This is a genomic window from Pontibacter aquaedesilientis, from assembly GCF_014773225.1.
Taxonomy (GTDB): Bacteria; Bacteroidota; Bacteroidia; order Cytophagales; family Hymenobacteraceae; genus Pontibacter; species Pontibacter aquaedesilientis.
This window is the reverse complement of sequence record NZ_JACXAJ010000002.1, coordinates 207213-226976: the sequence shown is the minus strand read 5'-3', so window position 1 is coordinate 226976 and position 19764 is coordinate 207213. Positions and strand designations below refer to the sequence as shown.

At 50.4% G+C, this 19764-nt stretch carries 18 protein-coding genes and 1 pseudogene; 5 read left to right on the top strand and 14 right to left on the bottom strand.

Going from position 1 to position 19764, the window contains the following annotated elements; all coding sequences use genetic code 11:
• Window positions 1–23 precede the first annotated feature (23 nt).
• Window positions 24–524 (top strand): hypothetical protein, encoded by a 501-nt coding sequence (locus H9Q13_RS05935; protein WP_191182861.1) that lies wholly within the window; start codon window positions 24–26, stop codon window positions 522–524.
• 136 nt (window positions 525–660) lie between these two features.
• Here the strand turns inward: H9Q13_RS05935 and H9Q13_RS05930 are convergent, their stop codons facing one another.
• The 7 genes from H9Q13_RS05930 to cmk all read right to left on the bottom strand — a co-directional run bounded on the left by H9Q13_RS05930 (window position 661) and on the right by cmk (window position 6834).
• Window positions 661–1602, bottom strand: coding sequence for a succinylglutamate desuccinylase/aspartoacylase family protein (locus H9Q13_RS05930; protein ID WP_191182860.1), 942 nt, complete (start codon window positions 1600–1602; stop codon window positions 661–663).
• A gap of 1 nt (window position 1603) precedes the next feature.
• Window positions 1604–2521, bottom strand: coding sequence for a 30S ribosomal protein S6--L-glutamate ligase (rimK, locus tag H9Q13_RS05925; RefSeq protein ID WP_191182859.1), 918 nt, complete (start codon window positions 2519–2521; stop codon window positions 1604–1606).
• 5 nt (window positions 2522–2526) lie between these two features.
• A complete protein-coding gene (locus H9Q13_RS05920) occupies window positions 2527–3012 on the bottom strand; it encodes an ATP-dependent zinc protease family protein (protein ID WP_191182858.1) in 486 nt (161 codons plus the stop codon).
• 678 nt (window positions 3013–3690) lie between these two features.
• Entirely contained in the window at window positions 3691–4521 is an 831-nt protein-coding gene (locus H9Q13_RS05915; RefSeq protein ID WP_191182857.1) for an alpha/beta fold hydrolase, read from the bottom strand.
• A gap of 85 nt (window positions 4522–4606) precedes the next feature.
• On the bottom strand, window positions 4607–5149 hold the full coding sequence (locus H9Q13_RS05910; RefSeq protein WP_191182856.1) for a DUF502 domain-containing protein: 543 nt from the start codon (window positions 5147–5149) through the stop codon (window positions 4607–4609).
• 86 nt (window positions 5150–5235) lie between these two features.
• Window positions 5236–6120: a 4-hydroxy-3-methylbut-2-enyl diphosphate reductase gene (locus H9Q13_RS05905; protein WP_191182855.1), complete on the bottom strand. Its 885-nt coding sequence runs from the start codon at window positions 6118–6120 to the stop codon at window positions 5236–5238.
• A gap of 12 nt (window positions 6121–6132) precedes the next feature.
• Window positions 6133–6834, bottom strand: coding sequence for a (d)CMP kinase (gene cmk / locus H9Q13_RS05900; RefSeq protein ID WP_191182854.1), 702 nt, complete (start codon window positions 6832–6834; stop codon window positions 6133–6135).
• 259 nt (window positions 6835–7093) lie between these two features.
• Here cmk and ade point away from each other — a divergent pair, with 259 nt between their 5' ends.
• Together ade and H9Q13_RS05890 are read left to right on the top strand one after the other, a co-directional pair.
• Complete coding sequence (gene ade / locus H9Q13_RS05895) at window positions 7094–8728, top strand: adenine deaminase (protein ID WP_191182853.1); 1635 nt, start codon at window positions 7094–7096, stop codon at window positions 8726–8728.
• Window positions 8729–8778: 50 nt separating this feature from the next.
• On the top strand, window positions 8779–9621 hold the full coding sequence (locus tag H9Q13_RS05890; RefSeq protein WP_191182852.1) for a sulfite exporter TauE/SafE family protein: 843 nt from the start codon (window positions 8779–8781) through the stop codon (window positions 9619–9621).
• Window positions 9622–9726: 105 nt separating this feature from the next.
• Here H9Q13_RS05890 and H9Q13_RS05885 read toward each other — a convergent pair whose 3' ends face one another.
• Both H9Q13_RS05885 and H9Q13_RS05880 read right to left on the bottom strand, forming a co-directional pair.
• The gene (locus tag H9Q13_RS05885; protein ID WP_191182851.1) at window positions 9727–10164 is read right to left on the bottom strand and encodes a response regulator; all 438 of its coding nucleotides are present in this window, start codon (window positions 10162–10164) and stop codon (window positions 9727–9729) included.
• Between the two features lie 631 nt (window positions 10165–10795).
• Window positions 10796–11779 (bottom strand): annotated as a pseudogene (locus H9Q13_RS05880) (PLP-dependent cysteine synthase family protein); the annotation flags it as partial.
• A gap of 236 nt (window positions 11780–12015) precedes the next feature.
• On the opposite strand from H9Q13_RS05880, the gene sucD reads away from it, so the two are divergent.
• Window positions 12016–12909, top strand: a complete 894-nt coding sequence (gene sucD / locus H9Q13_RS05875) for a succinate--CoA ligase subunit alpha (protein WP_191182849.1) — start codon at window positions 12016–12018, stop codon at window positions 12907–12909.
• 193 nt (window positions 12910–13102) lie between these two features.
• On the opposite strand, the gene H9Q13_RS05870 is transcribed toward sucD, so the two are convergent.
• A complete protein-coding gene (locus H9Q13_RS05870) occupies window positions 13103–14053 on the bottom strand; it encodes a hydrogen peroxide-inducible genes activator (RefSeq protein ID WP_191182848.1) in 951 nt (316 codons plus the stop codon).
• A 196-nt stretch (window positions 14054–14249) separates the two neighbouring features.
• Here H9Q13_RS05870 and H9Q13_RS05865 point away from each other — a divergent pair, with 196 nt between their 5' ends.
• Window positions 14250–14723, top strand: coding sequence for a Dps family protein (locus tag H9Q13_RS05865; RefSeq protein ID WP_191182847.1), 474 nt, complete (start codon window positions 14250–14252; stop codon window positions 14721–14723).
• An 88-nt stretch (window positions 14724–14811) separates the two neighbouring features.
• On the opposite strand, the gene rny is transcribed toward H9Q13_RS05865, so the two are convergent.
• From rny to pheT, 4 genes are all read right to left on the bottom strand, one after another.
• A complete protein-coding gene (gene rny / locus H9Q13_RS05860; RefSeq protein WP_191182846.1) occupies window positions 14812–16377 on the bottom strand; it encodes a ribonuclease Y in 1566 nt (521 codons plus the stop codon).
• A 119-nt stretch (window positions 16378–16496) separates the two neighbouring features.
• Window positions 16497–16778 carry a cell division protein ZapA gene (locus H9Q13_RS05855; protein WP_191182845.1) on the bottom strand — a complete coding sequence of 94 codons (282 nt, stop codon included), beginning with the start codon at window positions 16776–16778 and terminating at the stop codon, window positions 16497–16499.
• A 98-nt stretch (window positions 16779–16876) separates the two neighbouring features.
• Window positions 16877–17173: a hypothetical protein gene (locus H9Q13_RS05850; protein WP_191182844.1), complete on the bottom strand. Its 297-nt coding sequence runs from the start codon at window positions 17171–17173 to the stop codon at window positions 16877–16879.
• 2 nt (window positions 17174–17175) lie between these two features.
• Window positions 17176–19593: a phenylalanine--tRNA ligase subunit beta gene (pheT, locus tag H9Q13_RS05845; RefSeq protein WP_191182843.1), complete on the bottom strand. Its 2418-nt coding sequence runs from the start codon at window positions 19591–19593 to the stop codon at window positions 17176–17178.
• Window positions 19594–19764: the final 171 nt, after the last annotated feature.

Genomic DNA, 19764 nt, shown 5'->3' with positions numbered 1-19764 from the left:
ATATTTAACTTTTTTATAGAACAATGAAAACACTTCTTCGCGTTGGATTCACCTTGTCATTGGTGATGGCGCTGGCTTTCGGTGCTCAGGCACAGCTGTACAAAACTGGCATTGGCTTTAGAGGAGGCGTTGCTTCCGGTCTTACCATTAAGCATTTCATCAAGAGCGACGCTGCCATCGAGGGTATCCTAAGCACTAACTTCAGACATAGGGGCGGTGTTGTCACGGTGCTCTACGAAAAACACGCGCCAGCCTTTAATGCAAAAGGCCTGCAGTGGTACTATGGTTTGGGTGGCCATGTCGGCTTCCATGAGGGGCGCTATTACTATGTGCGCCATCATAAGCACTACGATGAGCATTACGATGACAATGTGGTGAGTTTTGGTGTTGATGGTGTTTTGGGCCTGGAGTACTACATCCGAGACATTCCTTTCACCATCGGGGCGGACATCAAGCCTTATTTCAACATACCGCGCGGTGGCGGCTACTGGGATTCAGCCCTGCACGTACGCTACGTATTCTAATTATTGAAATTCTAAATAAAAGAAGGGCCCGCTGCAGATGCAGCGGGCCCTTCTTTTATCTATTCCGGTTTATCGTCCTAACAATTCTCTGTTAGGACGATAAACCGGTTAAACCCGCAAACGATTACTCTATTTCTCAGAAAGCGATATGCACTAAGGCGTCACCTTGGTTCACTACTGGCATGTTGTTGAGCCCGATTATATAACCTGCCGCCGGAGCGTACAAGCGCACTTCCATCTCCCCATAAGGGTCCGTAATTGATCCTACAATCTGTCCCTTTTTCACGTATTCCCCCTCTTTTATCTGACTGCGAAACAGGCCTGCGTTTTTGGCGCGCACCCATGTATCCTTCATACAAATAATGCTCGGCTCGTTCGCCGCAGGGGCTTTGGTTGCCATACCCAGGTGTTGCATCAGGCGCAGCGTTCCTTCTATACCCATCGTTATACCCCGTTCATCAAAACGCAGGGCCTCACCGGTTTCATATACCAGAATCTGCTTGCCCAATTTGGCGGCTTCTTTTCGGAGCGAACCCTGTCGGTACGTAGCATTCATGGTAAAAGGCGCAGAAAAGGCCTCGGCCAGTTCCTGGTTTTTTGGTTCGGCCAGCACGCAGCGTATCTGCGGATAGTTGCCCCGACTTGAGCCGCCTGTATGGAAATCCACGCCGTAGTCAATATAGGGCATCACTTCTTTCATGAAGCGGTGCGCCACGCGGCTGGCCAGCGACCCTTCCTTGTTACCCGGGAAACTTCGGTTCACATCTTTGCCATCGGGCACGTCGCGCGAGAAGTTCAGGAAGCCGTATATGTTCAGGATGGGCACCGCAATGATGGTGCCTTTCAGCGGGTACAGCATTTTGCGCGTGAGCATGCGGCGTATGATCTCAGTACCGTTTACCTCATCGCCGTGCATACCGGCCATCAGTAGCAGCACCGGCCCATCGTGCACCGACCGGAACACATACACCGGAATATCAATTACGGTCCCGCTCGGCAGCTTGGAAATCACCAGTCGGGTCAATACTTTCTCACCGCGGTCAATGGAGACCCCGTTTATTTTAATGGTTTCGGGCATGCTATTCCTTTACTCTTTTGGCAGATACTTTCTTCGGTTTTTTCTTTTGGGCCAGCCCCTCTACATACTCTATTATTTTGGCGGCTATGTCTTTGTTGGTGGCCTTCTCTATACCTTGCAGACCTGGCGATGAGTTTACTTCCAGAATCAATGGTCCGCGTTTGGACTGCAGCATATCGACACCAGCCACACCCAGACCCAATGACTTTGCAGCCAGCAGGGCAGCAGCCTTTTCCTGGCGCGTGAGTTTGATCAGGCTGGCATTGCCGCCACGGTGCAGGTTAGAGCGAAACTCGCCCTCCTTGCCCTGTCGCTTCATGGCACCTACCACCTCACCATTTACCACGAAGGCACGAATGTCGGCGCCACCTGCCTCTGATATAAACTCCTGCACAATAATACGGGCCTTCAGGTTATGGAATGCCTCGATCACTGACTCGGCCGCCTTTTTGGTCTCGGCCAGCACGACGCCGAGTCCCTGAGTGCCCTCCAGCAACTTGATCACCAGCGGTGCGCCCCCTACTTCCTTCACCAGTCCCGAGGTTTCTTTGGAATAGTTGGTGAAAGCGGTCTTGGGCATACCTAAGCCTGCTCTTGAAAGGATCTGGAGGCTACGTAGTTTGTCGCGGGAGCGCACGATGCTTTGGGAATCCACGGCGCTTTGCACTTTCATCATCTCAAACTGGCGTACTACGGCTGTGCCATAAAAGGTAACAGAAGCTCCAATTCGCGGAATGATTGCGTCGATATCAGTCAAGCGTTCTCCCTTGTAGAGGATGTGCGGGTCGCCCTGTTCGATCACGAGGTCACAGCGCAAATGGTCGAGTACGACAGTTTCGTGCCCACGCTGTTGAGCTGCTTCCACTAAGCGCCGGGTAGAATACAGCTTCGGGTTGCGGGAGAGAATCGCTATTTTCATAAATACTATTTATTTCTCTTTTGTTTGTTGTTGAATTTGAGTGAGATGTTTTTACGGGAAACATCTACAATAAACCGACCCTTGAGCAATTTTCTCCCGATCAGCACGGGGTATTTCATATCGCTGCGGTCCGAGAGCGAAAACTCCGCCTCAATCAATTCATCGAAAAACTTGATCTTGGTCTTGATAACGTAGCGCTCCTGCACATCTCCGAACGAGTTTCGTATATCGCGCAGCGAGTAATCAGAAAACGTCAGTTTTTTGTGGTTGTACTGCGGGTGAGATGGGTCTAATAAGTCCAGGCAGATAACTTTAGTTCCGTCGGGGCGGTTTTCTTCATGTATATCCGAACAATGTATTGCCGAAGTATAAGCACCGGTATCTATCTTGGCCTCTATCTCGTCGATATCCAACTCGGGGAAGGCCACCATCTCGCGCCTGCCGATGATTTTTTTCTCTGGTTTGGGCTTTTTTAGGTTCTCCTCTTTCATCGAAGGCCAATTTAAGCATAATGCTTTACGTTCAACGAATCGGGATCAGGATTTTCAGGATTAGGAAGGATACATAGGATTTTACCTCCCCCCAGCCCCTCCTAAAAACAGGAGGGGAGCTGTGCACCCTGTTATATCTAAAGTATACCCCCTGTAGTGAAGTTGTTTCGAAGTGCCGGGTCCCCCCCTAGCCCCTCCTTGTCTAAGGGGGGAATCTGTTATCACCAGTTGGTAGGTATAAGCGTTGTAGTTGGCTGTATACCTGTGCATGATTTTCATCCCCCTGCCCCTCCCGAATCATGTTCGGGATCTTCGACTTCGAAGGGGGACTTTCTGTAATTGCGTATCCAACCACCCCTAGCCCCTCCTTGTCTAAGGCGGGGAATTCCTGCCATTGAAATTTTGCAAGTATTAGCCTTGTCGTAATTATCAAAAACCACTGGCACGCATTGTAAGAGTAACTTGCATGAGAACTATAGAACAAATTGCTATGCAACAGATGACATCAGCACAGTGCACAATCGACGATTTTGTGTTTGAGCGGTCAGCGAGTTTAAAATCGTCTTGATTTTTTTGCTTACTTTTTTCATCAAGGAAAAAAGTGAGTGCCGCCGCACAGGCGAAGCTATGAAACAATGCAAGTTGAACAAACAATTTATACCTACAAATCGCTATACCTTAGGTATCTGGGAATGAAGACGGACTATGCCCTGTTTTCTTCGCATGCAGCAACTCCGCCACCTCCTGCAGCAGGTGCGAGTGCCCAGTTTTAAGTACAATGAGTTCCCCTTTCTGCAGAGCTTTCACAAATATACTTACCCGCTTGGGAGAAATGATCTGATCAAACTCACCCAGGAACATGGTCACAGGCACTTGCCGTTGGTTGAGCAGGCGCACGATCTGGCGTATGTCGAAGTTGAGCTCACGGAAACCGATCCAGCTGCGGTATACCCGCAGGCGTTTTTCGGTGCTGTCCATCTGGAAGCGGGCAAAGCGCACCAGGCTTTTGTGGATCATGTTATACCTATTGAGCACGTTAAGCAGCTTGAAAAAAGGCTCCGGTTTGAGCACCGTGCGTTTGAAGAGTTGCTGCAGCCAACCGGGGTAGGTGGCAATGTTGTACCAGAAGCTGGTCTTGATGCCATCCGGCGCGATCAGAAAAAGCTCCTCAATACGCTCGGGGAAGCGCTCCACGAGGGTAAGCGCGAACTTCCCTCCCATACTGAAGCCCATCAACGAGAAGTTCTCTACCTTTTCCTTTTGAAGAAACAGGCTGATCAACTCCTGCAGAAAATCCTTGTCGAGCGGCATGTTATCCTTGTGCAGGGTGCTTTGCCCATGGAAGAACAAATCGAAGGCGTAGATGGTATAGTCGCTGCCCAGCGCCTGCTGCATGGGCAGGTAATAGCCACTGCTTTGGCCATAGCCATGGAAAGCAAGCAAAGGCTGTTTGCCGTGGCCCAGCACTCGATAGTGCAGCTTGGTTCCTTCGTGAACAATGTAAGGCATTCTAAATTGGCAAAGAGATTCTTTTAAACTTATTCGGCATGCATACCAATAAGGTTTAACAGATCAGAAGATTTATTTAGCCTGACTATAGCCTGGATACCCCGCCTGACACAATAAACTTCATCACATCGCTGCTTGGCGCGTCCAGGTATACCACGTTTCGTTTGGGCACTACAAAGAGCTCACCCGAAAAGTTGTAAGAGTGCGGAAAGTACACCGCCACTTTTTCTTCCACGTTCACGGTGCTGAGCGTCTCCTGCGTTACAAACCCAAACTTCAGGTTGTCCGAATCTTCCGACATTTTCACCATCACGGGCTTGTTGAACTTCTGGTTATCGCCCACAAAGGCGTCAAACAAATCCTTGATACTGGAATAAACAATGCCGACAAGAGGTACTTTATTGAACCAACGCCCCGTAATGACAAAAAACGGCTTCACAAAGAAGGATGAACTGATAAAGCCAATAATAGTCAGCAGTACGAACATCAGCAAGATACCCAAGCCAGGTATACCCAGGTCGAACATGCTGTTCAGCCAGTCGATAATGGCTACCACAATCCAAACGGTGATGGTAAAAGGAGCCACAATCAGGAGTCCGTTCAGAAAATAGCGTAAAATACGTTTCATGCGGGATGATTCATTAAAAAAAGGCCTTGCAGAAGCAAGGCCCAAAAGTAGTAAAAATGAAAATGGTTTTCAGTATGTGTCTACTGCTATACCTCTTGCAGCGTCATTTTTTCGATGCTATCGGCCACTTGCTGCATGAGCCACATGGGAGTGGACGTCGCCCCACATATACCTACGCTCTCCGCATTTTCGAACCATGCCTTCTCCAGTTCCTCCTCATTCTCGACGAAGTAACTGTTCGGGTTGTGCTGCTTGCACACACTGTAAAGTGCTTTGCCATTGGAGCTTTTCTTGCCGCTTACAAATATGATCACATCGTGCTCGGCTGAGAACTTAGTCAGTTGCGGTTCGCGGTTTGATACCTGACGGCAAATACTGTCGTTGGCATTAAAAGCCGTGCTGTCCTGATTGGCTTGCTTGATGCGCTCCTCGATCAGGGATTTGATATGGTAAAAGCCTTTCGTGCTTTTGGTGGTTTGGCTGAAGAGTGTGACAGGACGTGAGAAATCTATCTTGTCCAAATCTTCTTCGGTGGTGATGATGATGGCCTCGTCGCCCGTTTGCCCTGCCAGACCGATGACCTCTGCATGGCCCACCTGACCGTAGATCACGATCTGTCCACCCTTGGTTTTATCTGTGTCGAAGGCGTGCTTCACGCGGTTTTGCAACTTGAGCACGACCGGGCACGAAGCGTCGATCAGCTCGATGTTGTTTTCTAATGCAATCTTATAAGTTTCCGGCGGCTCGCCGTGCGCCCTGATAAGCACTTTGGAGTCACGTAGTTCTTTGAGTTGGTCACGGTCGATGATGCGGAGCCCTTTTTCGTAAAGCCGCTTCACTTCCATGCTGTTGTGCACGATATCGCCGAGGCAATAGAGCTCCTCGCAGTTCTCCATCTCGTCCTCCGCCATCTGGATGGCGAACTCCACGCCGAAGCAATAACCGGAATTCTTATCTATCGTTACGTTCATTTCCTTATACCTCTATTCCTGCAATGCATACTCGCCGTTAAAGATACGGGAAGTCACTTTATTGAGTACAAACTCTACCTGCTCGTCAATGGTCATGTGCGAGGTGTCCAGCAAAAAAGCGTCATCCGCACGACGCAAAGGACTCTCCTGGCGGGTTGAGTCGATCAGGTCGCGCTTCAGCAGATTTTCCTTGATCTCGTCGAGGTTTATCAGCTGCTTTTTTTCCAGCAACTCATCCTGGCGGCGCCTGGCGCGGGTATCCACATCGGCTGTCATGAAAATCTTAACCTCCGCATCCGGAAACACGGCAGTTCCGATATCGCGTCCGTCCATTACCACGCCTCTTTTCTTGCCCATCTTTTGCTGCTGGGCAACCATGGCATGGCGCACCTCCTTTACCACGCTCACCTCGCTCACCTGGTTGGAGATGTACATTTTGCGTATCTCATCTTCCACGTTCAGGCCATTCAAAAACACTTCGTTTCTTTTGACTTTTGGGTTGTAGTGAAACGTGATGTCGATCTTATCCAGGGCGTCGTTCACCTCTTTGGGGTTGGTCAGGCTCACGTGGTGCGTCAGGAAGTAAAGTGTAACCGCGCGGTACATCGCACCCGTGTCGATATAGGCATACCCGAGTTCAGCGGCTACCAGCTTCGCAGTTGTACTTTTACCACACGAAGAGTAGCCATCAATGGCGATTACGATTTTTTTCATGACAAGCTATTCGGAATTAGTTGGAATCGCAAGGGCATGGCGTGTTGCCACGTTTGCTTTTTTTCATGTATGCAGCCGTCTTTTTCTGCTGGGGTGTTTTAGCTGTACAGCCCGCCAGCGTGCCAGTGGTCAGAAATGCAGCAAGCACCAAATATGAAATTATCTTTCTCAAAACGACTGAATTTAATGCAAATATAAAGTAATTTTAGGGTTCAAACCCTATTACAAAGGCAATTTATATCACTAAGCCATTCCTGCCATGCATACTCCATTTACCGTTAGCGGACGCATCATAGACCTGCACCAGCAAGAGATTTATGAAGGCACGGTCCATGTGTCAAACGGCCATATTTCTAAAATAGTTCGTGAAGCCACAGCCTCAACTCGTTATATTTTACCGGGCTTTGTCGATGCCCATGTGCACGTGGAAAGCTCGATGCTGGTACCCTCCGAATTTGCCCGACTGGCCGTGCCACACGGCACCGTTGCCACTGTGTCGGACCCGCACGAGATTGGCAATGTGCTAGGTATAAAAGGCGTGGAATACATGGTGGAGAACGGGAAGAAAGTACCTTTCAAATTCTATTTCGGAGCCCCCTCCTGCGTACCTGCCACACCTTTCGAAACAGCTGGTGCTGAGATAACGGCTGCCGACATTGAGACATTGTTTCAGCGGGACGAAATAAAGTACCTGGCCGAGATGATGAACTGGCCCGGCGTGCTGCACCGCGACCCGGTGGTGATGAAGAAGATAGAACTGGCAAAGAAGTATGGCAAAGCCGTGGATGGCCATGCGCCCGGTCTGCGCGGCGAGCAGGCGGCTCGTTACGCATCGGCTGGCATCACGACCGACCACGAGTGCTTCACAGCCGAAGAGGCGATTGACAAGCTGGCCGTAGGCATGAAAATACTCATACGGGAAGGCAGCGCCGCCAAGAATTTCGAAGCGCTTATACCTTTGCTCGCCAGCCACCCGGACAGCATCATGTTCTGCTCCGACGACAAGCACCCCGATAACCTGGTGGAGGGTCACCTGAACCTGCTCGTGAAACGGGCGCTGGCCAAGGGCCATGACCTGTTCCAGGTGCTGCGTGCCGCCAGCCTGAACCCGGTAGCGCACTACAAACTGGAAGTCGGTCTGCTGCGTGAAAACGACCCGGCTGATTTTATCGTGGTTGACGACCTGGATAACTTCGGTATAGAGGCCACTTACATCAACGGTGAACTGGTAGCGGACAATGGGAAATCCAAGATCGCTTTCACGCCAAGCGAGGAGATCAATAACTTCAACACAGCGCCAAAGAAACCGGAGCAGTTCCGGCTTGCGGCTGACGATGCCTCGAAGATACGGGTGATCGAAGCGTTTGACGGTCAATTGATCACACACCAGGTATGGGCTGAGCCAAAGACCGTAAATGGTTTTATCGAATCGGATGTAACGCAGGATGTTCTCAAAATCACGGTGGTGAACAGGTATGAGAACGCCGAGCCTGCCGTTGCTTTTATCAAAAACGTAGGTATAAACCGTGGTGCCATTGCCTCGTCGGTGGGGCACGACTCCCACAACATCATCGCGGTGGGAGTGGATGATGAGAGCCTAGCCCGCGCTGTGAACCTGATCATTGAAGCTAAAGGCGGGGTAGTCGCTGTGGATGGAGAGAACGAGCGACTTCTACCGTTGCCGGTGGCTGGCATTATGTCGGCGGCAGATGGGTACGAAGTGGCCGAAGCTTATGCTGCCATCGACCGCATGAGCAAGGACATGTGCAGCAAACTGGCGTCGCCTTTCATGACGCTTTCCTTTATGGCATTACTGGTTATACCGTCGCTCAAACTCAGTGACAAAGGATTATTTAACGGAGATGACTTTAAATTCGTACCTGTAGCAGAATAGAATACCTGCCATCTAAGGTATAGGACCCCAGCCCTGCGGGGCTTTTGCGAATGGAAGAATTTATCATTTTTATAGTAGGCGCCCTCGTCAGCGGGTTTGGTACCATTATCGGATTCGGGGGGGGCGTCTTCATGGTCCCTATCCTGATTATCTTTTTCGGCTACAACATCGAGATCGCTATCGGTGCCACTATGTCGGCTTTGGTGCCGGCGTCTATCATCGCCTCCGTGTTCAACCTCCGCGACCGCAGTATCGACTACCTGGTGGGCTCACTCATACAATTCCCGGCTGTGATGGGCACCGTGTTGGGCGCATTTATGGTGGCCTTTTTGCCTGTATCCGAACTGCAGATCATCTTTGCGCTTTTTGTGCTGGTGGTGGGCGGGTTTATGGTGATTCCTAAAAAGAAAAAACTGGCGCGACATTCAGGTATGATGTACCGAATCCGCCGGGCACCCACTTCTTTTATCCGGAAGAACAGGGCCAAGCACCTGGCTTACCGACTCAATGGCGGGGTCGTGTCTGTGTTCGGGTTTGCCTCTGGCATCATTGCAGGGCTTTTCGGCATTGGGGGTGGCTTCCTGCAAACGCCTATGATGATCAAGCTGTTCCGGATGCCTTCACAGATTGCCACCTCGACTTCGCTCTTCATCCTGGTAATCACAAGCTTCACTGGTTTTATTAGCCACTACCTGTTAGGCAACGTGCTCTGGAGCCGTAGCCTCCCCCTGATGGCGGCCTTCGCACTAGGTGCATTAGCGGGCAACCTGATGAAGAAGCACAGACCACCGGCTCAGAATCTGGAAAAGCTAATTGGCCTTGGGCTGTTATTGGCTGGCATGGGCGTGGTCCTGAACCTACTGATCAAGTCTAACTTTGGCTTCTCCTTTTAGTCTGCGCTGAGTTTACTTGGAGTGAGTCTGTGCCAGGCACAAAAAACCGGTATATAAGGTCTGTGACAACCTTATATACCGGCCTGTTTTATACTTTTAGTAGGATTACAGTTTATTGCCGTCCGCGTCAAAATGTTTGTCCAGCAGCGCCTTTACCTTATCGGCCGTCAAAGGCTTTGTCAGGTAGTCTGCCGAGTACTTCTGAACGGCATACGTGTCCTGTGGGTGGGTAGAGGTTGTCAGTACGGCCAACACGATCTTTTCCCTGAACTCGGGGTTAAGCCGCTCATACAGGTCCAGCATCTCAAATCCGTCCATCACCGGCATGCTGATGTCCAGGAAGATCAGCTCAGGTTGAAAATAGTTTCTGTCGGTCTTCTCGTAATTGTTGTTGCTTACATTGTATAGATAGTCGAAAGCCTGCTTACCGTTCACAAACGTGCGGATATTGTCTGTCACCTGCATGCGTTCGAGTAGTCGCTGATTCAAAAAATTGGTAGTGTCATCATCATCGATCAAGAGGACACCTGTTAATTTTTTCATGTTCATGCTTAAATTTCGGCTCTTATTCCTGGACACGGGAAGCGGATTGTGTAGTCTGCGCCATACCAACCTCCGGGTTTAACTTATCTATGCCAGAATAGTTATCCAGAATACGCCTTACACTGTAGAGAACTGCACGGCTTCCCCTCATTTAATCATGCAGTCACTTAGCTTCTTTGTGGTTGTTGCAGCGCAAAGCCCAGGCCACTGTTGGCAACATACAAAACTATAGAATCTTCTTTAACTTTAGTACTAAAATTTTCAAGAGGTATGCGTTCAGGCTATTTAGATGAAAAGGTATAAGCTTACAAATTATTCGTACCGAAACGGAACACGCATTTTCGCAGTACTGCGATCACTTTTTATGCAGAAAATTACTTTAGGTAGGCAAACACAGGGCATGGCTTAATAAGCTCAGAGCGACACCTAATTATCACAGGCACTTGGCAGAAAGCCTTACCGGGCAACATCAACCTTCAGGATAGTGAGGGGGTTACTTGCTTGGGTAGGCGGGCCACAAGCAGCATGGCAACAGGACAGCACGAATGCAAAAGGGGTAGAACAGTAGGTAATAAAAGAGCCTGAAACTTGCGTTTCAGGCTCTTGGGTAATTTATAAAACCTCAGGACTAGTCCATGTAGCCTTGCGCTCTCATCCAATCGTCGTTGTAAATCTTACCCAGGTAGCGGGTACCGTGGTCAGGCAGTAGCACCACAATCACGTCGTCTTCCGTCAGGTTGTTTTCTCGGGCATATTCAATAGCGCCATGTACCGCTGTGCCGCAAGACCAGCCTACAAACAGTCCTTCCTCCTTAGCCAGCCTGCGTGTCATCAAAGCCCCGTCCTTATCGGTTACTTTCACAAACGCGTCGATCACGTCGAAATCCACATTCTTCGGCAGGATATCTTCCCCTATACCTTCTGTGGCGTAGGAGTAGATCTCCTTCTCATCAAAAACGCCAGTCTCCTTGTACTTTTTGAACACAGAGCCATAGGTATCGATGCCAACCGTCACAACTCCCGGATTCTGCTCCTTGAGGTATCGGGAAATGCCTGTCACGGTACCACCTGTACCCACACCTGTGATGAAATGGGTTACCTTGCCTTCGGTCTGCTCCCAGATTTCAGGACCAGTTGATTCATAATGTGCCGCCCAGTTAGACATGTTGTCGTATTGGTTCGGGTAGAAAGAGTTCGGGATCTCCTCGTTCAGCCGCTTGGCCACAGAGTAGTAAGAATCCGGATGATCCGGCGCCACATTGGTTGGGCACACGCGCACTTCGGCACCAACAGCACGCAGAATATCCATTTTCTCCTTGCTCTGCTTGTCGGCAAGCGTGAAAATGCACTTGTATCCTTTGGCGATGGCAGCCAGCGCCAGCCCCATACCTGTATTACCGGATGTACCCTCGATGATCGTGCCGCCCGGCTTCAGGATGCCCGCTTTCTCAGCGTCCTCGATCATTCTGATCGCCATACGGTCTTTCACGGAGTTGCCAGGGTTCATGTACTCCACCTTCGCCAAAATGGTCGGCTTCAGGCCTTTCGCCACATTGTTGAGCTTCACTAGTGGTGTGTTACCGATTGCTTCGGTAATATGATTCAGATACTTCATTGGAATGCTTTTAGGATTTGGGGGCAAAGGTAAGTAATTAAAATTATAGTTGAGAGACCAGCCAGTAGCGGCCTGAATGATCCCTACTCCATAACAGCAGGTATAGCTTCTACCGTTCCGTACACCGGCTTTGGCGGCCTATATTAGGTATAACTATTTTTTGGAAGCGCCACAAAAAAGCCTATTTTTGCACTACCTTATTTTAGACCATCATTCATCAACTTAATAAGATACACATGAGTGTTTTAGTAAATAAAGATTCGAAAGTGATCGTACAGGGCTTCACAGGCTCTGAGGGTTCTTTTCACGCCTCTCAGATGATCGAGTACGGCACCAACGTAGTGGGTGGTGTTACGCCAGGCAAGGGTGGCAACAATCACCTGGACCTACCGGTTTTCAACACAGTGGAAGAAGCTGTAAATAGAACAGGCGCCGATGTTTCTATCATTTTCGTGCCACCGGCTTTCGCTGCCGACGCGATTATGGAAGCAGCTGATGCGGGCATCAAAGTAATCGTTGCGATTACTGAAGGTATTCCTGTGAAGGACATGGTGATGGCCAAAAACTACCTGAAAGGCAAAGACGTAACCCTGATCGGCCCTAACTGCCCGGGTGTGATCACGCCAGGTGAGGCGAAGGTTGGCATTATGCCAGGTTTCGTATTCAAGCCAGGTCGTATCGGTATCGTGTCTAAATCGGGTACGTTGACCTACGAAGCCGCTGATCAGATCGTGAAGGCTGGTCTTGGTGTATCAACTGCCATTGGTATCGGTGGTGACCCGATCATCGGAACGCCTACCAAAGATGCGGTACAGTTGCTAATGGAAGACCCAGAAACAGACGCGATCGTGATGATCGGTGAGATCGGTGGTAACTACGAAGCCATGGCTGCGCAGTATATCAGCGAGACGGGCAACAAGAAGCCAGTAGTTGGTTTCATCGCTGGCCAAACTGCCCCTGCTGGCCGTCGTATGGGTCACGCCGGTGCGATTGTTGGTGGTGCTGACGACACAGCTGCCGCTAAAATGAAGATCATGCGTGAGAACGGTATCCATGTAGTAGATTCTCCGGCAGAGATCGGCGCTACCATGGTAGAGGTGCTGAAAAACGCTGGCATGATCAACGCTTAATTTGATTTGCTATACCTACATCAGGTATAAATTATAAAAACGGGCTGCCCATAAAGGCAGCCCGTTTTGCATTTGACCCTAGCAAGGCATGGATAGGGATAGGGATAGGGATAGGGATAGCATGTGCACGATTCAGACAAGTCGCGACCTCTCCTAAACTCTCAAACTCCTAAACTTTCTAACTTTCTAACTTCTAAACTCCCCTCACTTTCACAACCTGCTCTTTTTGGCGGCTTCGGATATGCTGCGGTACAGCGGCCACAATTTCCTGCTGTAGCGCATCGATCAGCTTTTTCTTTAAAAAGCTGCGGTGCACCACCAGGCTCACCTCCCGTTGCGGCTGCGGTTCCTGAAAGGTGTGCACCAGTGCCTGTTTCTCTTTGGGCATATCCAATACCGATAGTTCGGGCAACAGCGTAAGTCCATGCTGAGTCTCTACAATGCGCTTGAGTGTTTCCAGTGAACCGCTCTTGTAGTCGAAGTGGCCTGCAGAAGCCGAGGCCTTTCCTCCTCCCCGGTTGCAGATATTGAGCACCTGACTTCTGAAACAATGGCCTTCATGGAGTACCCACAACTCGTCCATGTCCAGTTGCTCGGGTGCAATGGATGTGTTCTTTGCCAAGGGATGGCCCGGGTTGATGTAGGCCACAAACGTTTCATAAAACAACGGCAGTTCCTTTATGCTTTTATCTTCCAGGGGAGTCACCAACAGTCCTACATCTAATAACTCATGCCCCAGCTTCTGCACGATCTCTTCTGTGAGCAGTTCCTGCACGACCAGCCGCACTTCCGGGTACTTCTCCATAAAGCTCGTCACGAAAAGGGGAATCAGGTAAGGGGCCAGCGTGGGGATAATGCCGATCCGGAGCTCACCAGACAGCTCCTTTCTCTGGTTCTGCACGATCTCTCCTATCTTCTTCGACTCGGCAACCACAATCCGCGCCTGCGCTATCACCTCTTTCCCTAATTCAGTGGGCCGTACCGGTACCCGACTCCTGTCGAACAGCTGCACGCCCAGCTCTTCTTCCAGCTTTTGCAATTGCATGCTCAAAGTAGGTTGCGTCACAAAACAGTGCTCTGCCGCCGTGGCAAAATGACGGTGCGTGTCGACCGCCAAAAGGTATTCCAGTTGTACCAGTGTCATGTTCTTAAACGTATAGGGGTAAGATGACAGGAGCTTATGGCAGGGATTGCATCACGATTCAATTCCAGCCCAGCTCTTAATCCGCTTACTGCTAATATATAGAAAGCTTCTATATACTCATAATTACAATTGATTTGATTGATAATATTGGAAACCTGACATTTGTAAACACTATCGAACAATAACTGACATGACTATGAATAAACTAACCAACATCGGATTAGAAAAACAGGATGCTGTGGAGATTGCCGACAAACTGAACGAACTGTTGGCAAATTATCATATCTACTACCAGAATCTGAGAGGCTTTCACTGGAACATCAAAGGGATTCACTTCTTCCAGCTGCATGCCAAGTACGAGGAGCTGTATAATAATGCCCTCACTCGCATTGACGCTTTGGCAGAGCGCATCCTCACCATTGGGCAGAAACCCTTGCATACCTTCTCGGACTACCTGCGGGTGTCCAGCATTGCGGAAAAATCGAACCTGAGCGGCGATCGTGAGACTGTGGAAGCGACCCACCAGAACCTGTCTGTCATTGTGAATTTGGAACGTGATATCCTAGCGCTGGCTGCCGAGCGCGATGACGAAGGTACGGTAGCACTCGTAAGCGAGGACATCAACGAGAATGAAAAGACGCTTTGGATGCTCAAAGCCTTCCTAAGCTAATCGGGAACAGCCCGGATTTCAACAAAAAAAGCCGCCTGCTAAGGTATAGCAGGCGGCTTTTTATTTACTCAGGTATAGCAGCTATACCTTATTTTGCGTAGCTGATAGCTCTCATCTCACGGATAACCGTGATCTTGATCTGGCCCGGGTACTGCATTTCCTTTTCGATCTTCTGTGAGATGTCGAAAGAAAGCTGTGCCGCTTTTTCGTCAGTCACGTTGTCGGCGTCTACCATGATGCGGAGCTCACGGCCGGCCTGAATGGCGTAGCACTGGTTCACCCCGTCAAATGATACGGCAGCTGCTTCCAAATCTTTCAGACGTTTGATGTACGACTCCATGATCTCGCGGCGTGCGCCCGGTCTTGAACCGGAAATGGCGTCGCAGGCCTGAATCAGCGGAGAAATCATGGCCGTCATCTCAATCTCGTCGTGGTGAGCGCCGATGGCGTTACAGATGTCTGGATGCTCCTTGTATTTCTTGGCCAGCTCCATCCCGATGATCGCGTGTGGCAATTCCGGCTCGTCCGGCGTTACTTTACCAATGTCGTGCAACAGACCGGCACGCTTCGCATGTTTCACGTTCAGACCAAGCTCAGCAGCCATGGTGGCGCACAGGTTGGCTACTTCGCGTGAGTGCTGCAGCAGGTTCTGCCCGTAAGATGAACGGAAGCGCATGCGGCCCACCATCTTGATAAGTTCCGGGTGCAGACCGTGTATACCTAGATCGATGGCAGTACGCTCACCGATCTCGACGATCTCCTCATCAATGTTTTTGCGGGTTTTGGTTACTACCTCCTCAATGCGGGCCGGGTGGATACGACCGTCAGCCACCAGACGGTGCAGCGAAAGACGTGCGATCTCGCGGCGAACCGGATCAAAACCAGAGATGATGATGGCCTCCGGGGTATCGTCCACGATGATCTCCACGCCAGTGGCGGCTTCCAAAGCACGGATGTTACGGCCTTCACGACCGATGATCTTGCCTTTGATGTCGTCGCTTTCGATGTTGAAAACAGAAACGCAGTTCTCGATGGCATGCTCGGCGGCGGTACGCTGGATGGTCTCCACCACGATCTTCTTGGCTTCTTTGGTAGCGGTGAGTTTCGCCTGGGCCACAATGTCCTTCACATAGGAAGAGGCATGGGACTGGGCTTCGTTCTTGAGGGCCTCTACCATCTGCTCACGTGCCTCAGCGGCAGTCAGACCGGCGATCTTCTCAAGTTGAGCCACCACCTCGTGGTGTTGTTGCTCCACTTCCTCCTTACGCTTTTTGAGCACTTCCAGCTGGTGGTCGAGCGCTTCTTTCTCCTTATCGAGTTCGGCTTCGCGACGCTTGGTCTGCTCCATCTGCTTGGCAACGTGCTGTTCGCGCTGCTTCACCTTGTTCTCGTTCTGGATGATGATGTTCTTCTTCTTGTTCGATTCTTCCTCAAACTCTGATTTCAGCTTCAGGAACTTCTCCTTAGCCTCCAGCATGCGGTCTTTCTTGATGCTCTCGGCGTTCAGTTCGGCTTCGCGTATGATGCCTTTTGCCTTTTGGCGTGCGGCTTCTTCCTGCTGCTTGTATACCTTTTGCAGCAGGACACGCCCTATGTACACGCCCACACCGAGCGCAATAAGGGCTGTGATTAAAATGGATAAAATATCGGGCATAACTATAAGCTTTTATGGTTGATAAAAACTATAGCAGCACCTGCAGCAGGACAGTGAAGCGGCCATTGGGGCCACACTGTAGTTAAAGAGGCCGCCTGGGAAGCCGCCTCGGAATATGTTTACTTACTTGATAAGAGATCGTCCAATACGCTCAGTTGTTCTCCCACTTTGGTCTGATGAGCGTTTTTCTCATCCTCCATTTTAAGCTTGTCCACCATGGTCTCAAAGGCGACCATCGCCAGCAGATCCTGCTTATCCTGTATGCCAAACTGGTCTTTGAAAAAGCGCAGACGCTCGTTCAAAAGTTTACCTACAACCCGAAGCCTTTCTTCTTCTTCTTCCTTCACCCGCATCGGATACTCGCGTTCTGCGATGCGAATCTTAATTGCTAATTCACCCATCCGTTGCGTTCTTATAGTTTAGGGTTACTTCCGTGTGCATGTGTTTGCTGTGGCAGCCGCCAAGTTTGCTGTCAGCCTGCTTTTTTCACAACAACCTGCTAATCACGCAAGTAAGCGATACACTTATCAATTTCCCTGATATATTCGTTTAACTTCAGCTTTAACTCTGTCGAATTTGCAGTGTTTCCTGCTATCGTGTCTACAATTTTAACAATATTCTCCTGATTTTGAAAATTTTTTATTTGCTGCTCCTTTTCCTCTAACAGCGACTCCATAAACTTAATTTCTTCCTGGGCGGCTGCAAGCTTCTCCTGCACGTCGGCATGTTTGCTCAGGAGTTTGCGCACTTTATCCTCGATGGACTGCAGCTGCTGAAGTTGTTTTTCCTTTGCCATAACTATTTGCGGATAATAGCTCCTAGTTGTTTCTCGAATTGCTGCATCAGGCGGTTCATCACTCCATCGATTACTTTATCGGTTAGTGTCTGCTGTTTGTCAAGCAGCGTAAAGCTCAGGGCATAGGCCTTTTTGCCCGCCTCTATCTTGTCACCTTCGTACACATCGAACACGTTCACGTTCTGCAGCAGCTTGCGCTCGGTGCGCAGGGCGATTTGTTTCACCTGCTCAAACGTAACGGCTTTGTCCAGCACCAGCGACAGGTCGCGGCGTACCTCCGGGAACTTCGGTAGTTCCTCGGCTACCAGTTTGTCTTTGTATTTTTTGAGCAGATAGTCCCAGTTCAACTCGGCGTACCATACCTGCTCCTTCACGTCCATGGCTTTGGTTACGGCAGCGTCCAGCATACCTACCTGCGCAATCACGGTGCCGTTCTTCACATAGGCTATGCCCTGGCGCATGTAACGGCTTTGCTCCAATGCCTGCACTTCGAAGTCGGCGGCGTTAAGTTTCTGCAGCACGTTCTGCACCAAACCGGCCAGATCATGGAATGCGATTTTCATGGCAGGCTGCTTCCAGCTTTCGGCCGTTGTGTTGCCGGCCATGAACAGGGCCAGTTTGCGGCTCTCTTTGTAACCGCCCTCCACTTGTTCGTATACCTTGCCCAGTTCATATACCTTGAGGTCACGCTGGCGGCGGTTAATGTTGTAGCGCAATACTTCCAGACCCGAGAATACCATCGTCTTGCGCAGCACATCCAGGTCCTCGCTATTGTAGTTGAGCACTTTCACGAGTCCCGCCATCTCCTCGTCTCCGCCGGCGGCGTAATATTTGGAATTGGCAATGGAGTTGGTGATGATCTCGTGGAAACCGTTGGCAGAGATATAGTCCAGAATAGTGCCGGTCATGTGCTCTGGGTCTGGTTTCGGGAAGCTGGCCATGTACGCAGTGGCCATGTGCTCACTCACCTCAATGTTGTTGAAGCCGTAGATGCGCAGAATCTCCTCCACCAAGTCAGCTTCACGGGTTACGTCCACCTTGAATGGCGGCACCGACACATGCAGTTTTTCTTCTGTTTCGCTTGTGATTTCTATACCAAGGTCCGTCAGAATGTTCTTCATGCGCTCTGCCCCGATGTGCTGGCCGATCAGGGTATGGGCACGCGCAATGTCCAACGTTAACTCCAGATGCTGGATAGGCTGCGGGTATACATCCACAATTTCGGAGCTGATCTCACCGCCCGCTACTTCCTGCACCAGCAAAGTCGCACGCTTCAGTGCCAGAATCACCATGTTCGGGTCAGTGCCGCGCTCGAAACGGAAAGACGCGTCGGTTTTGAGGCCGTGCGCCATACCTGTGCGGCGAATATAGTCTGGCGAGAAATAGGCGCTTTCGATGAAAATACTGGTCGTTTCCTCACTCACACCCGACTCTTTCCCACCAAATACCCCGCCGATCGCCATCGGCTCCTCGGCGTTGCAGATCATCAGATCGTTGCTTTTGAGTTTGCGTTCCACCCCATCCAGCGTCACAAACGTGCTGTCTGCCTCTGCCGTCTTCACGAAGATTTTATTTCCCTTGATCTTGTCCGCGTCGAAAGCGTGCAGGGGCTGTCCCAATTCATGCAGCACATAGTTGGTCACGTCCACGATGTTGTTGATCGGGGCCAGGTCGATGGCACGCAGGCGTTTCTGCAACCACTCAGGCGAAGGACCAACTTTCACACCACTCACCGTTACGCCGGCATAGCGCGGACAAGCGGCTATGTTCTCAATCTCCACCGCTACTGGGCGGGATGTGTTGTTTACTTTGAAATCTTCTACCGAAGGCAAGGTATAGGGCACACGCAACAGGGCTTTCAGGTCGCGGGCCACGCCCAGGTGCGAGGCAGCGTCGGCACGGTTAGGTGTCAGACCGATCTCAAATACTTTGTCGGAGCCCAGACCAAAGTACTCGGCGGCTGGCGTACCGTTCGGCAAATCGGTGTCGAGCACCATGATGCCGGCATGCGAGGTGCCTACGCCGATTTCGTCTTCTGCACAAATCATCCCTTCCGAAGCAGCTCCACGAATCTTGGATTTCTTGATTTTGAAAGCCTCCCCACCAGTTGGGTATAGCGTGCTGTTCACCGTCGCCACCACCACTTTCTGTCCGGCGGCCACGTTTGGTGCGCCGCACACGATCTGGCTTGGCTCACCCGTACCGATATCCACAGTTGTTACGCTCAGGCGGTCAGCATCCGGGTGACGCTCACAGGTAAGTACCTCCCCTATCACGATGCCCTCTAAGCCGCCTTTTACCTGATCGAAGTTGTGGATCGCCTCCACCTCCAGGCCTGCGCCCGTCAGTAAGGCACCCGTCTCTTCGGCGGTTTTATCTATATGAATGAGTTGTTTCAGCCAGTCGAATGAAATCAGCATGGTTATTTGTGTTGTTAAGGTATAGCCGCCTGTTGCAGGAAGCCAATTCCCCAAAATTAAGGATTATTTTGTTGTGCACACAGGGTGCAGACACAAGACATAGGACCCAAGACACAAGATTTTAATTTTTCATTTAAATTATGGATCCCGATCACCCTTCTGCCGCTCTTT